The sequence below is a fragment of the Bradyrhizobium sp. GW821-FHT13H06 genome, assembly GCF_058803975.1.
Map to the genome: position 1 here is coordinate 1,086,070 of NZ_JBXAPN010000002.1, position 13,714 is coordinate 1,099,783.

At 65.3% G+C, this 13,714-nt stretch carries 13 protein-coding genes; 4 read left to right on the forward strand and 9 right to left on the reverse strand.

Annotated elements, in window-relative coordinates:
- Nucleotides 1-3 precede the first annotated feature (3 nt).
- The 6 genes from AC1RQP_RS12015 to AC1RQP_RS12040 form a co-directional block, all read right to left on the reverse strand.
- On the reverse strand, nucleotides 4-1,443 hold the full coding sequence (locus AC1RQP_RS12015) for a hydrogenase 4 subunit F (protein WP_492937054.1): 1,440 nt from the start codon (nucleotides 1,441-1,443) through the stop codon (nucleotides 4-6).
- Nucleotides 1,440-2,102: a hydrogenase-4 component E gene (locus AC1RQP_RS12020; protein WP_028138582.1), complete on the reverse strand. Its 663-nt coding sequence runs from the start codon at nucleotides 2,100-2,102 to the stop codon at nucleotides 1,440-1,442. The genes AC1RQP_RS12015 and AC1RQP_RS12020 overlap by 4 nt, the downstream gene beginning before the upstream one ends.
- A 1-nt stretch (nucleotide 2,103) precedes the next feature.
- Nucleotides 2,104-3,060 (reverse strand): respiratory chain complex I subunit 1 family protein, encoded by a 957-nt coding sequence (locus AC1RQP_RS12025; protein WP_239627396.1) that lies wholly within the window; start codon nucleotides 3,058-3,060, stop codon nucleotides 2,104-2,106.
- The gene (gene hyfB / locus AC1RQP_RS12030) at nucleotides 3,057-5,057 is read right to left on the reverse strand and encodes a hydrogenase 4 subunit B (protein WP_492937055.1); all 2,001 of its coding nucleotides are present in this window, start codon (nucleotides 5,055-5,057) and stop codon (nucleotides 3,057-3,059) included. Before hyfB ends, AC1RQP_RS12025 begins: the two co-directional genes overlap by 4 nt.
- A gap of 40 nt (nucleotides 5,058-5,097) precedes the next feature.
- Nucleotides 5,098-5,367, reverse strand: a complete 270-nt coding sequence (locus tag AC1RQP_RS12035; RefSeq protein ID WP_239627399.1) for a helix-turn-helix domain-containing protein — start codon at nucleotides 5,365-5,367, stop codon at nucleotides 5,098-5,100.
- Between the two features lie 285 nt (nucleotides 5,368-5,652).
- Nucleotides 5,653-6,174, reverse strand: a complete 522-nt coding sequence (locus tag AC1RQP_RS12040; protein WP_492937056.1) for a MarR family winged helix-turn-helix transcriptional regulator — start codon at nucleotides 6,172-6,174, stop codon at nucleotides 5,653-5,655.
- A 177-nt stretch (nucleotides 6,175-6,351) separates the two neighbouring features.
- Here AC1RQP_RS12040 and AC1RQP_RS12045 point away from each other — a divergent pair, with 177 nt between their 5' ends.
- Genes AC1RQP_RS12045 through AC1RQP_RS12055 form a run of 3 tightly spaced genes read left to right on the forward strand, consistent with a single transcriptional unit; the run spans nucleotide 6,352 to nucleotide 9,897 of the window.
- Nucleotides 6,352-7,392 (forward strand): branched-chain amino acid ABC transporter permease, encoded by a 1,041-nt coding sequence (locus AC1RQP_RS12045; protein ID WP_061881026.1) that lies wholly within the window; start codon nucleotides 6,352-6,354, stop codon nucleotides 7,390-7,392.
- Nucleotides 7,393-7,399: 7 nt separating this feature from the next.
- Nucleotides 7,400-9,169: a branched-chain amino acid ABC transporter ATP-binding protein/permease gene (locus tag AC1RQP_RS12050; RefSeq protein ID WP_492937057.1), complete on the forward strand. Its 1,770-nt coding sequence runs from the start codon at nucleotides 7,400-7,402 to the stop codon at nucleotides 9,167-9,169.
- Nucleotides 9,166-9,897, forward strand: a complete 732-nt coding sequence (locus AC1RQP_RS12055) for an ABC transporter ATP-binding protein (protein WP_492937058.1) — start codon at nucleotides 9,166-9,168, stop codon at nucleotides 9,895-9,897. Before AC1RQP_RS12050 ends, AC1RQP_RS12055 begins: the two co-directional genes overlap by 4 nt.
- A 289-nt stretch (nucleotides 9,898-10,186) precedes the next feature.
- On the opposite strand, the gene AC1RQP_RS12060 is transcribed toward AC1RQP_RS12055, so the two are convergent.
- Nucleotides 10,187-10,810, reverse strand: a complete 624-nt coding sequence (locus tag AC1RQP_RS12060; protein WP_492937059.1) for a pyridoxamine 5'-phosphate oxidase family protein — start codon at nucleotides 10,808-10,810, stop codon at nucleotides 10,187-10,189.
- 121 nt (nucleotides 10,811-10,931) lie between these two features.
- Between AC1RQP_RS12060 and AC1RQP_RS12065 the strand changes: the two genes are divergently transcribed.
- Nucleotides 10,932-11,816, forward strand: coding sequence for a LysR family transcriptional regulator (locus AC1RQP_RS12065; RefSeq protein ID WP_492937060.1), 885 nt, complete (start codon nucleotides 10,932-10,934; stop codon nucleotides 11,814-11,816).
- 88 nt (nucleotides 11,817-11,904) lie between these two features.
- Here AC1RQP_RS12065 and AC1RQP_RS12070 read toward each other — a convergent pair whose 3' ends face one another.
- On the reverse strand, nucleotides 11,905-12,324 hold the full coding sequence (locus tag AC1RQP_RS12070; RefSeq protein WP_492937061.1) for a PaaI family thioesterase: 420 nt from the start codon (nucleotides 12,322-12,324) through the stop codon (nucleotides 11,905-11,907).
- 207 nt (nucleotides 12,325-12,531) lie between these two features.
- Nucleotides 12,532-13,701: a 4-hydroxybenzoate 3-monooxygenase gene (gene pobA, locus AC1RQP_RS12075; RefSeq protein ID WP_492937062.1), complete on the reverse strand. Its 1,170-nt coding sequence runs from the start codon at nucleotides 13,699-13,701 to the stop codon at nucleotides 12,532-12,534.
- Nucleotides 13,702-13,714: the final 13 nt, after the last annotated feature.

Sequence of the window (13,714 nt, forward strand, 5' to 3'; positions counted from 1 at the left end):
CGCTTACCCCAGGAGCTTCCCGACGTTCTGGAAGCTGGTGACCAGCACCGGCGGCAGATAGATGCCGGCCATCAGCACCAATCCGAGGTGTGTGAACATCGGCACGTAGGAGGCTTCGGCGGGTGCGGTCTTGCCTTTGGGCTCGCCGAACATCACCACGCCGACCCGCAGAAAAAGCCCCCCGAGCGCGATGATGATGCCGAGCACCAGGATCACCGTCAGCCAGGGCGCGCGGGCGAACGTCGAGCTCACCACCAGAAACTCGCTCATGAAGATGCCGAACGGCGGCAGCCCGACGATGGCGATGACGCCGAGCATCAGGCCCCAGCCGAGCACGGGGTTGGTCGTCGTGAGGCCGCCGATATCGGCGATCTTCTGTGTGCCCTTGACCTGTGCGATATGACCGACAGCGAAGAAGATTGCCGACTTGGTCAGCGAATGCATGGTCATATGCAACAGCCCTGCGAAATTCGCCAGCGGCCCGCCCATGCCGAAGGCGAAGACGATGATGCCCATATGCTCGATCGAGGAATAGGCGAACATCCGCTTGATGTCGCGGCGCCGGTACAGCATCAGCGCGGCGAAGATCACCGAGATCAGGCCCATGGTCACCATCAGCGGACCCGGCGCGATCGCCGCGGAGTTGACCGCAAGCATCATCTTGAAGCGCAGCAGCGCATAGAGCGCGACATTGAGCAGCAGACCGGAAAGCACCGCCGAAATCGGCGTCGGGCCCTCGGCATGCGCATCCGGCAGCCAGGCGTGCAGCGGCGCGAGGCCGACCTTGGTGCCGTAGCCCAGCAAGAGGAAGACGAAGGCGACGTTGAGCAACGCCGGATCGAACTGTGCGGCGTGCTTCACCAGCACCGTCCATACCATGCCGTCCAGCCCCTCGCCCACCGCGGGGCGCGCCGCCATATAGACCAGGATGGTGCCGAACAGCGCGAGCGCGATGCCGACGCTGCCGAGGATGAAGTATTTCCAGGCGGCTTCCAGCGCCTCATGGGTGCGGTAGATGCCGACCATCAGCACGGTCGTCAGCGTCGCCACCTCGACCGCGACCCACATCAGGCCGATATTGTTGGCGACGAGCGCGAGGTTCATCGCGAACATCAGCATCTGGTACATCGCGTGATAGAAACGCAGGAAGACCGGCGTCAGCCGCCCGATCTCGATCTCGTGATGGATGTAGCTCGCGCTGAAGACCGAGGTCGTGAAGCCGATGAAGGTCGTCAGAACTATGAAGACCTTGTTGAGGTCGTCGAGCAGCAGATATTGCCCCGACGTCGGCTCGATCACGAACAGGGACAGCGAAGTGAGGAAGGTCGCGAGCGCCGCGACGATGTTGAGCTTCGCCGCCAGCATGTAGCCAGGCAGGATCGCGAGCAGAGCGGCCGAGACGGACGGGATCAGCAGGATCGCACCGAGCGCATCGATCGTCATCGCCGCTCTCCCCGGAAGCGATCGAGCGCCTGTACGTCCACGCTGTCAAAACGCTCGCGGATGCGGAACAGGAATATCCCGATCACGATGAAAGCGATCAGCACCGAGAAGGCGACGCTGATCTCCACCACCAGCGGCATGCCCTTGGCTCCGGTTGCCGCCAGCACCAGCCCGTTCTCCAGCGACATGAAGCCGACGACCTGGCTCACGGCGTTGCGTCGCGTAACCATGATCAGGAGCCCCAGCAGCACCACCGACAGCGCGAAGGCGAGGTCCTCGCGCGCGAGGGCATCAGCGCCCGGCGTCACCCGCAACATCACCACCATCGACAGCGCGACGAGGCCTATTCCGGCCATCATGGTCAACCCGATGCCGATCACGTTCTCGATCTCGCGGTGGATACCGAGCCGCTTGATGATCCGGTGCAGCGCCACGGGGATGATGATGGCCTTGAAGACCAGCGCGATCAGCGCCGTGATATAGAGATGCGGCGCTTGCTGCACATAGGCCTGCCAGCCCACCGACAGCGCCAGCACGCCGGCATGCAGCGCATAGACGTTGAGCAGCGCATAGAGCCGGTCCTGGTAGAGCATCATGAAGCTCGCCAGCACCAGGGAGCCGGCGAGCAGATGGGCGATGTCGAATTGCAGGCTGCTCATCTCAGAGGCTCCCCGACACGAAGCGCAACAGCGTGGCAAGCAATGCCAGCATCAGCGCCGCGCCCAAGAACTCCGGAATCCGGAACACGCGCATCTTGGCGATCGCGGTCTCGAACACGGCAAGCAGGAAGCCGAGGACCGTCAGCTTGCCGAGATAGACCAGCGCGCCAAGAGCGAGCCTTGCAACGCTCGCATCCGCGGTCGCCGTGCCCCATGGCAGGAACACGCAGGCGATCAGCGAGACATAGAGCAGAAGCTTGAGCTGCGACGACAGGTCGATCAGCGCGAGATGCCGCCCTGAATATTCCAGCACCATGGCCTCGTGCACCATGGTGAGCTCGAGATGGGTGGCGGGGTTATCGATGGGGATACGGGCATTCTCCGCCAGCGCCACGATGGTCAGCGCCACGAACGCCATCCCCAACGACACGCGCAGGCCGACCGCGTCCGAGCCCATGAACTCGGCCACCGTGGGGAGCTGCGTCGAGCCGGCGATCATGGCAACCGAGAACGCGGTGATCAGCATCGCGGGCTCGGCGAGGGAGGCGATCATCACCTCACGGCTGGAGCCGATGCCGCCGAAGGCGGTTCCGACGTCCATGCCGGCGAGCGCCTGGAAGAAACGGGCGCTGCCGAGCAGCGCAGTGATGGCGATGAGATCGGCGGTCCAGGAGAACAACAGTCCATTGCCGAAGGTCGGCACCAGCGACGCGGCGACCCAGGTGCCCGCGAAGATCAGATACGGAATGACGCGAAACAGCCAGGATGCGTTGTCCGCGAGCACGACGTCCTTGCGCATCAGGCGGATGAGGTCGCGATAAGGTTGGAGCATCGGCGGCCCGCGCCGGCGTAGCAGCCGAGCCTTCACTTTCCGCACGAAACCCGTCAGCAGCGGCGCGAGTCCCAGCACCAGCGACATCTGCGCGCCCTGGGAGAGAATGTCGCGCAGCTCGTTCATAGCGCCACCACCATCAGCAGCACGACCAGCGCCACGAACACCAGCGTCAGGTAGCGGCGGATGCTGAAGAACTGCAGGATATTGATGCGGTCCGTCGCAAAGCCGATGGCCTTCGCGATCGGCGCGTACAGCCCATCCCAGATCAGATCGTGCAGTTCGACCTGGAGCCGCGCAGGAAGCGGCGAGGACGGCGGCGGCATCTCGCCGATCTCGCGTGCGCCAAAGATGACGCTGCCGAACACGCGGCGGATCGGCTGCGAGAAGCTGGAGGCCGAGTACTGGATCGCCGGGTTCGCGTCGGGATAGCCGCAATCCCAGGCCGGCGCACGGCGCAGGCGGTCGGAGGCGAGACGGTGAATGGCTGACGCCGCCGCCGTGCCGCAGAGGGCCGCGAACAGAAACACCAGAAGGCCGTTGTAGGAGCTGCGGCTTTCCGCGATCGGCACGATGGTGAGCCACTGCAATCCGGCCTGATGCGGCATGATGTTGCCGACCATATCCTTGCTCACCGGCGCCAGTGCGTCGATGAACAGCCCGGGCAGGATACCGGCAATGAGGCAGAAGGCGGCAAGCGCGAACATTGCGGTCAGCGAGAAGCGGTCAGTCTCATGCGCTGACGCCGCCACATCCGAACGCGGCCGACCGAGGAAGCTGATGCCATAGAGCTTGACGAAGCAGGCCGCGGCAAAGGCGGCCGCAAGCGCCAGCAAACCGCCAACCGCCGGGATGACCAGCTTGAGGCCCCAGGAGGGCAGTTGCGGTGAAAGCAGGATCGCCTGGAAGGTCAGCCATTCCGAAACGAAGCCGTTGAACGGCGGCAATGCCGAGATCGCGACGCAGCCGACCAGCATCGCGAACGCCGTCTTCGGCATGCGATGGATCAGGCCGCCGAGTTTCTCCATGTCGCGCTCGCCGGTCGCTCCCAGCACCGCGCCGGCGCCGAAGAACAACAGGCTCTTGAACAGCGCATGATTGAAGACGTGCAGCATCGCCGCGGTGAAGGCGAGCGCCGCCACCCAGTCGAGCCCTTCCGCCTTGAAAGCCAGCGCCAGCCCGAGACCGGTGAAGATGATGCCGATGTTCTCAATCGTTGAGTAGGCGAGCACGCGCTTGATATCGCGCTGCATCAGCGCATAGAGCACGCCCAGCGTCGCCGTCGGACCGCCGACCAGCAGCACCACCATGCTCCACCACCACACCGGTTCGGGCACGAGATCAAAGACGATGCGCACGAAGCCGTAGACGGCGACCTTGGTCATGACGCCGCTCATGAGGGCGGAGACGTGGCTGGGCGCGGCGGGATGGGCGAGCGGCAGCCAGGCGTGCAGCGGCACCAGGCCGGCCTTGGAGCCGGCACCCAGCAGCACGAGGATGACCACCGTGCCGGTCAGCGCAGTGGAAGGATGCGAGGCTCGGATCGCATCGAAATCGTAACCGGCGCCGCTCGCGAGCAGGCCGAAGGCGAGCAGCAGCGCCAACGTGCCGAAACTTGCCATCAGAATATAGACATAGCCGGCGCGGACATTCTCCGGGTCCCGGTGATGCGACACGACCATCGCCCAGGAGGTCAGCGACATGAATTCCCAGGCGACCAGGAAGCTGAAGGCGTCGTTTGCCAGCACGACAACGTTCATCGCTGCGAGATAGGCGGGATAGAACGGCAGCACGCGGCCGGGGGAGTCCTCGTGCCGGCCGTAACCGAGCGCGAACAGGCTCGCAGCGACGCCGCCGAGATTGACGACGACGAGGAAGAAGGCGGACAGCGCATCGAGGCGGAAATGAGCACCGAGCCAGGGCAGTCCAATCGGCAATATCGCGCTCGGCGCCAGCTGAGGGGGATAGAGCAGACCGGACAGCGCCGTGACACAGAGCGTCGATGTGGCGACCAGGCATCCGCCGTAAAGGATGAGCGAGCCGCGCGGGCGCGTCGACAGCACGATTCCGGCAGGCGCCAGCGCCAGCAGAGCGGCCACCGACCATAGCGCGACGGCGATCATGGCCGGTCCTCGATCATGATTTGTGCGCTGGCTGTCATCGCTATTGGTCGCCCGCGCTTGGAGGTGGAGACTTCAGCCGCACCCCGCGGCCCCCGGCGCTTGACACCGCCCCCTCGCCGATCAACTCGATGCCGGCAACCGACAGCGCGTCAACCAGCTTCACCAGAGAATCGACATTGCCGCGGATCACCCCTTCGGAGGCCTCCATGCGCTGGATGGTGGGCAGCGACAGTGAACAGCGCTGCGCGAGTTCGCGCTGGTCAATCCTGAGTAAGGCACGGGCGGCTCGAAGCTGCGCGGCGGTGATCACGGGCGAATGTCCGTGGCAGGTACAGTGATTGATCAGCCAAGCTTAGGGCACGTAAAATGATGTTTCAAGCATCATTTTACATGACCGAAGCATCATACCATTCGACGTCCTCAGAGCTCATGCCCTCTTACTCCGCCGTCAGGCTCGTCCCGCCCCACCGTTGCTCCGGGCGCATGAGGACGCCCAGGACAACGCTCAATCAAGCCCGGGCATGACGACCGCGCAAATGCGGTTCGACCTTTCCGGGGTCGCGCTCCCGCGCATCCTGGAATGACTGTCCGCCCCTCAGAACTCGTTGGCGATCTTCGAGAGCATCCCGATCAGGGCTTCGCGGTTGGCTTGGCCGAGCAGATCGTTCAGCCGGGCCTCGTGCTTGGTGGCGACGAGCTTTTTCGCCCGCGCCAGCACGGCCTTGCCCTTGTCGGTCAGCACCAGGATGTGTGAGCGGCGGTCGTTGGTGGAGCGGATCCGCGCGCAGAGGTCGCGGCTTTCGAGATTGTCGAGCATGGCCACGAAGTTCGGCCTGAGGATGCCGAGCGTGGAGGCGATCTCGGTCTGGTTACGGCCGGGGTTCTTCTCGACCAGGAGCAGGACCGAGAACTGCGCCGGCGTCAGTTGGAGCGAGGCCATGCAGCGCAGAAAGTTCTCGAACACCTTGAGCTGGGCCCGCTTCAGGACATAGCCGAGCTGTTCGGAGAGCTCGCCCAGCTGGAGCGCTTCGGTTTGGACCTCGCCCGCGTCCTTGCGGCCCTTGCCCGCGTCGGCCGGTTTTTCGGAGGACTTTTCAGCGGTTTTGGAAACGGTCATCGCCTCGTGCTCGTAATCCCGCTAAATTCGGGACGGGTCGTTCCCCACCCTTGATGTTATATTTAATAATTGTTATGGACCATATCAAATATCGTCAGCGTATTTCAATGGCTGTGAGGGGACCATCCACCGCAATTGCGGAGACCGGTCCTCAATATTGAGGGGGAGCGTCCGGTCTTGAATACCACCATCATGCTGTTCCTGGTACAGGACGGCATCACCAATGGCGCGATCTACGCGCTGCTCGGCCTGGCGCTGGTGCTGGTGTTCGCCGTCACCCGCGTCATCCTCATTCCCCAGGGCGAATTCGTCACCTACGGCGCGCTGACCTATGCCTCGCTGGCCGCGGGCCAGATGCCGGGCACAGCCAAGCTCGCGCTCGCGCTCGGCATCGGCGCCTTCGGCTTCGACCTGTTCGTGGCGCGCAAGGCGCTGCATGCGCGGCTGATCGTGCGCAGTCTCATCACCAACATCGTGCTGCCGGCCATCGTGCTGGCGCTGACCCTTTACTTTGCCGCGCAGAAGCCGCCGGTCGCGGTCTGCATCGCCTTGTCGCTGGTGATCGTCGCGATGATCGGCCTCTACCTCTACCGCATCGCGTTCCAGCCGCTGGCGCACACCTCGGTGCTGGTGCTGCTGATTGCGTCCGTCGGCGTCCACCTCGCGCTGCAGGGACTGGGCCTGCTGTTCTTCGGCGCCGAGGGGCAGCGCGGGCCTGCCGTGCTGTCCGGCGCCTTCACTGCGGGCGCGCTGCGCTTCACCGGCCAGAGCATCACCGTCTACGCCATCACCATCGCCTTCATCGTCGGGCTCTGGCTGTTCTTCGGCCTGACGCTCTACGGCAAGGCGCTGCGCGCGACCGCCGTGAACCGGCTGGGGGCGCGGCTTGCCGGCATCCGCACCACGCTGTCCGGGCAGATCGCCTTCCTGCTGGCGTCGGTCATCGGCGCGCTGTCGGGCATCCTGATCGTGCCGATCACGACGCTCTACTACGACAGCGGATTCCTGATCGGCCTGAAGGGCTTCGTCGCCGCGATCATCGGCGGGCTCGTCAGCTATCCCCTCACCGCCGTCGCGGCGCTGGTCGTCGGCATCGTCGAGGCGTTCTCGTCTTTCTATGCCTCCAACTACAAGGAAGTGATCGTCTTCATGCTGCTGATCCCCGTGCTGCTGCTGCGCTCGCTCGCCGCGCCCGCGGTCGAGGAAGAGAAGGACTGACGCCAAGATGCAGAGCCGGCTTCCCATCATCGTCTTTGCAGCCGTCATGGCGGCGATCCCGTTCGTTCCCGGCATGCCGCCGTTCTGGATCGTGCTGCTCGACAATATCGGTCTTGCGGCGCTGGTCGCGATGGGCCTCGTGCTGCTGACCGGCGTCGGCGGTCTGACCTCGTTCGGGCAGGCGGCCTTCGTCGGCTTCGGCGCCTACACCACCGCGGTGCTGTCGACGGCCTACGGCCTGTCGCCCTGGCTGACGCTGCCGCTGTCGCTCGTGGTCAGCGGATCGCTCGCGGTGCTGCTCGGGCTGATCACCGTCCGCCTCTCCGGCCATTATCTGCCGCTCGGCACGCTCGCCTGGGGGCTCGGCCTGTTCTATCTCTTCAGCAAGCTGGAGTTCCTGGGGAGAAACGACGGCATCTCGTCGATCCCGCCGCTGTCGATCGGCACGTTCAAGATGCTCTCGCCCGGCTCGATCTATTACGCGATCTGGATCGCCGTGATCGTTTCGGCGCTGCTGACGATGAACCTCCTGGACTCCCGCACCGGCCGTGCCATCCGCGCGCTCAGGCGCGGCCATGTCGCGGCGGAAGCCTTCGGCGTGCATACACCGCGCGCCAAGCTGCTGGTGTTCATCCATGCCGCGGTGCTCGCCGGTCTTTCGGGGTGGCTCTACGCCCATCTCCAGCGCGCGGTGAACCCGACCCCGTTCGGCGCGCATATGGGCATCGAATATCTCTTCATCGCCGTGGTCGGCGGCGCCGGCTATGTCTGGGGCGGCGTCCTGGGCGCGGCGATCGTCGTCGTGCTGAAAGAGGTGCTGCAAAGCTATCTGCCGCTGATCCTGCCGGGCTCCGGCCAGGTCGAGACCATCGTGTTCGGCATCATGCTGGTGGCGCTGCTGCAGCTCGCGCCCGGCGGCCTTTGGCCCTGGCTGATGTCGTTCCTGCCGGAGCGCACCGGTGGCAAGAAGCCCGATGCCTCGCTGCAGCTCGGGCACCGCACCCGCGCGCCCGGCGAGGCCGGCGTGCTGCTCCAGGTCGAGAAGGCGCGGAAGCAGTTCGGCGGCGTGGTCGCGGTCAACAATGTCTCGTTCGACGTCCGGGCTCGTGAGATCGTGGCGCTGATCGGCCCGAACGGCGCCGGCAAGAGCACGACGTTCAACCTGATCACCGGCGTGCTGTCGGCGACCTCGGGCTCGATCTCGGTGCTCGGCAAGAAGGTCGACAACGCGCCGCCGCAGGAGATCGTCAAGCTCGGCATCAGCAGGACCTTCCAGCACGTCAAGCTCGTCCCCGACATGACCGTGCTGGAGAACGTCGCGATCGGCGCGCATCTGCGCGGCCATTCCGGACCGATCTCCTCGATGCTGCGCCTCGACCGCGCCGACGAGGCGAAGCTGCTCGCGGAAGCCGCCCGCCAGATCGAGCGCGTCGGCCTCACCGAGCAGATGCACCAGCTCGCAGGCAGCCTCTCGCTCGGCCAGCAGCGCATCGTCGAGATCGCCCGCGCGCTCTGCGTCGATCCGATGCTGCTGCTGCTCGACGAGCCGGCCGCGGGCCTGCGCCACATGGAGAAGCAGCGGCTCGCCACGCTGCTGCGCGAGCTGCGCGACGGCGGCATGAGCGTGCTGCTGGTGGAGCACGACATGGGCTTCGTCATGAATCTCGCCGACCGCATCGTGGTGCTCGATTTCGGCACCAAGATCGCGGAGGGCACCCCCGCCACGATCAAGACCAATCCCGAAGTGATCAAGGCCTATCTCGGAGTGGCGGCATGAGCGCGCTGTTGTCCGTCACCGACGCGCATGTCGCCTATGGCAAGGTCGAGGCGGTGCGCTCGGTCTCGCTCGAGGTCGGGGCCAACGAGATCGTCACCATCGTCGGTGCCAACGGCGCCGGCAAGACCACGCTGCTTTCGGCCATCATGGGCATTCTGCCGCTGAAGGGCCGCGTCGCCTTCGCCGGGCAGGATCTCGCCCGGCTCGATATCGAGGACCGCGTCGCGATGGGGCTCGGCCTCGTCCCCGAGCACCGCGAATTGTTCGTGACCATGAATGTCGAGGACAATCTCGAGCTGGGCGCCTTCCGCATCGAGCGGAGCCGGGCGAAAGCCTCGATGGAGCGGGTCTACACGCTGTTCCCGCGGCTGAAGGAGCGGCGCAAGCAGCTTGCCGGCACGCTCTCCGGCGGCGAGCAGCAGATGCTCGCGATGGGCCGCGCGCTGATGGGCGAGCCAAAACTCCTGATGCTGGACGAGCCGAGCCTCGGCCTCGCCCCGATCATCGTCGCCGACATTTTCCGTATCGTCACCGAGCTGCGCGCCGCCGGCGTCTCCGTGCTGCTGGTCGAGCAGAACGCGCAGGCCGCGCTGAAGATCGCGGACCAGGCCTATGTGATGGAGCTCGGCGAATTCGTTCTCAGCGGCAAGGCCAGCGACGTCGCGGCCAACGAGCGGGTGGCGGCCAGCTATCTCGGCTTCCAGCACGAAGGCGAGAGCGTGTTGTAGGTCTCTCCTCTGCCTCCCCCCGTTCTTACGGGAGAGGGCCGGGTGAGGACAGTCTCCGCGCCCTGATCATTTGAAGTCGTGGTCTCTCCTCTTCGTCATTGCGAGCGCAGCGAAGCAATCCAGAATCTTTCCACGGAGAGGTCCTGGATTGCTTCGCTTCGCTCGCAATGACAGTGTGGGCGGAGCGGGAGCTCTATCAAGCAGTTGAATTCGCGGAGAGTCGCCGTCGCCCGGAATTTGCTGCGCAAGCTCCAGCCTCTCACCGCAGGCGAGGAGAGGCGAAGACGCCTCAGCCTGCCTTCTCCCCCTTCAGCGCCGCCACCTGGGCCTCCAGCTCCGCGATCCTCGCATCCCGCGCCGCCAGCGCCGCGGCGACGTCGCCCGCGTCGAATTTCTGCGGAATGTGCTGCGGGCAATTGGTGTCCCAGGCTGCGATCTTGAACAGGATCACCTGCTCCGGCCGCGCACGGTAGCCTTTCGGCATCAGCGACGCGGTCAGCGCTTCGTCGTCCTCGACCACCCGCGCCTCGCCCCAGATCTTCACACGGCGGCGATGGGCGTAGTCCATCACGAAGATGTAGGCCCTGGGGTTCTCCGTCAAATTGCCTTGCGTGATGAACTGCTGGTTGCCGGCATAGTCGGCGAAGGCCAGCGTCTGCTTGTCGAGCACCTTGAGAAACCCCTTCGGTCCGCCGCGGTGCTGGATGTAGGGCTGGCCGTCGGCTGAAGCGGTGGCGAAATAGAAGCTGTTGGCGTCAGCCAGGAAGGCCGCGAGGTTGTCATCGACCTCAGTGCGCCAGCCGCGCTGCTCGCTACGCGCATAGGCCTCGCGCGAGCCCTTGCGCGCCTGGATCGCCTTCACCGCCGGCGAGAACGCGACGTCGCTGGCATAGGTATGGGCTGCTGTCGTCATCGGAACATCTCCTGAAATTCCGGCGCATCTCTGCGTCTTCACGGCTCAAGATAGACCTGTCGTCCACCAGAACAATCTGACCGCTTGACACTTCATCATTGCAATATAAGCAATAATCTCCATGGACCGGCTCGAAGCCATGCACGTGTTCGTCACCGTCGCCGATCTGCGCGGCTTCGCGCCGGCGGCGCGCAAGCTGCGCCTGTCGCCCTCGGCGGTGACCCGGCTGATCGCGGCGCTGGAGGAGCACCTCGGCGCGCGGCTGCTGCAGCGAACCACGCGGCAGGTGACATTGACCGACGTCGGCGCACGCTATCTGGAGCGCGCGCGGCGCATCCTCGCCGATATCGAGGAGGCCGACGGCTCGGCGCGGCAGGAGCGCAACCGGCCGAGCGGGCGGCTGGTGGTGTCGGCGCCGGTCGGCTTCGGCCGGCTGCATGTCGGGCCGGTCATGACCGCCTATCTCAAGCGCTATCCCGAGGTCGCCTGCGAGCTCAGGCTATCCGATCATCTGGTCAATCTCGTCGAGGACGCCGTCGATGCGGCGGTACGGATTGGCCATCTCGCCGATTCCTCGCTGGTTGCGCGCCAGGTCGGCGTGATGCGGCGGATCGTGGTGGCCGCACCCGGCTATCTCAAGCGACATGGCGAGCCGAAGACGCCGGAGGCGCTGCGCGAGCACCAGACCATCCAGTTCGGCCCCTGGTCCGAATGGCGCTTCCAGCACGACGGCCGCGACATCGAGGTCACGCCGACCCCACGCTTCACCAGCAACAGCGCCGACGCGGCGCTGCAATATGCCGAGGCCGGCGGCGGCGTGACGCGGGTGCTGGCCTATCAGGCCGCCGAGGGCTTGAAGCGGGCGCGGCTGAAGATCGTGCTGGCGAAATATGAGCAGCCGGCGCTGCCGATCCACATCGTCTATCCGACCTCGCGCCTGCTCTCGGCCAAGGTGCGGGCGTTCGTTGATCTCGTGGTGGAGACGGCGGAGTGGAGGTTCGGGTGACCATCGTCATTCCGGGGGCTCGCGAAGCGAGAACCCGGAATCTCGAGGTTCCGGGTTCGGCGCTCCGCGCCGCCCCGGAACGACAACATCACCCCTTCTTCGGCACCACGCGGAACGTCCCGCTCGCCCGCGCGATCACGGCGTCGTCGGCCTTCGCCAGGCACTGCGCGAAGCAGATCGTGGAGCCGGTCTTGATGGCCTCGCCCTCGACCGCGAGCCATTGGCCGATCTCGGCGGCGCCGACATAGTCGACCGACAGCGAGATGGTGACGAATGACGTCGTCCAGGCCGTCGCCTGCGCGCAGCTGTAGCCCATGGCGGCATCGGCCAGCGCCGCGATCAGCCCGCCATGGATCAGCCCGCGCGCATTGGTGTGCGGCGTCGCCAGCCGCAATCCCACGGTGACGCCCTTGTCGGTCTTCCTCGAATAGAGCGGCTCCCAGGGATCGGTGAGCGGGGCTTTGCGGAAATGCGGCTCGAAGCCCGCGGGGATGTCGGTGGAGGTCATGGCTGTCTCGCGTTGCTGGTTGCCGGCATTGAACGCGATGTGGATGACGGTTGCATCAATTACAAAGTTTCAAACGGAATTTGCGCGGGCGTTTGAAACGGGCGCGCCTCGTCATTGCGAGCGAAGCAATCCAGGCTGTCTCCGCGGAGGGATTCCTGGATTGCTTCGCTTCGCTCGCAATGACGATGCCGAGAGAGCGATGCCGCTTTAAAACGGCAGCCCGACGTAATTCTCCGACAGCGACGTCATCGCGGCCTGCGACTGCGTGACGTAGTCGAGCTCGGCGAGCTGGATGCGGGCGCCGATCGTGCCGGTATCGGGGAATTTGTGCAGCATCGAGGTCATCCACCAGGAGAACCGCACGGCTTTCCAGACCCGTGCCAGCGCCTTGGCGGAGTAGGCGTCGAGGCCGGCGCTGGAGTTCTCGTCGTAGAACTCGCGCAGCGCGCTCGACAGATAATGCGCGTCGCTGGCAGCGAGGTTCAATCCCTTGGCGCCGGTCGGCGGCACGATGTGGGCGGCGTCGCCGCACAGGAACATCCGGCCGAAGCGCATCGGCTCGGCGACGAAGCTGCGCAGCGGCGCGATACTCTTCTCGATCGAGGGGCCCGTGACGAGGCTGTCGGCCGCCTCCTGGTCGAGCCGGCGCTTCAATTCGTCCCAGAAGCGGTCGTCCGGCCATCGATCGACATGATCGTCGAGCGAACATTGCACATAGTAGCGGCTGCGCCTGGTCGAGCGCATGGTGCACAGCGCAAAGCCGCGGGCGTGGTTGGAATAGATCAGCTCGTGGCTGACCGGCGGGGTGTCGGACAGGATGCCGAGCCAGCCGAACGGATAGACCCGCTCGAACTCCTCGATCGCCGAAGACGGGACGCTGGCGCGGCTGACGCCATGGAAGCCGTCGCAGCCGGCGATGAAATCGCAATCGATGGTGTGGGTGACGCCGTCTTTCACATAGGACACGCGCGGGCGACCGCCGTCGAAATCTTGCGGCTGCACATCCCTGGCCTCGTAGACGGAGATGAGACCAGCGGCCTTCCTCGCATTCATCAGGTCGAGCGTGACCTCGGTCTGGCCGTAGATCATCACCGTCTTGCCGGTCGCACCCTTCATGTCGATACGGTGACGGCGGCCGGAGAAGGCGAGCTCGATGCCTTCGTGCACCAGGCCTTCGGCATGGGCCCGCGCGCCGGCGCCGACCTGGTCGAGCAGCGCGACGGTTCCTTCCTCCAGGAGACCGGCGCGGATGCGGCCGAGCACGTAATCCGGGCTCTGCCGCTCCAGGATGACGTTGTCGATGCCGTATGTGTGCAGCAGTTGCCCGAGCAACAATCCGGCCGGCCCGGCCCCGATGATTGCGACTTTTGTCCGCAATACTTGCTCCTTC